Below are 231 nucleotides of genomic sequence, written 5' to 3'. Positions count from 1 at the left end.
AACGATGCTGCGATAGCTATTGCTGAACATATTGATGGGTCAGTTGAAGCATTTGCTGAACGTATGAACACATTTGTAGAACAGCAAATTGGAGTAACTTCTTCTAACTTTACCAATCCCCATGGTTTATTTGAGGAAGAACATATTACAACAGCTTCTGATATGGCTAAAATCAGTGCCTACGCAATGAAAAACGATGAATTTCGTGAACCAGTAAGTACAGAATATTAT

General features: G+C 36.8%; 1 pseudogene. It reads left to right on the top strand.

What is annotated here, in order from left to right:
• Positions 1 to 231: pseudogene (locus AOA61_RS00180) on the top strand (D-alanyl-D-alanine carboxypeptidase); the annotation flags it as partial.

The sequence above is a fragment of the Pseudomonas sp. 2995-1 genome (genome assembly GCF_002742505.1).
Taxonomy (GTDB): Bacteria; Pseudomonadota; Gammaproteobacteria; order Pseudomonadales; family Pseudomonadaceae; genus Aquipseudomonas; species Aquipseudomonas sivasensis.
Note: the sequence above shows the minus strand (reverse complement) of the source record. Positions and strands in the feature narration are given on the sequence as shown.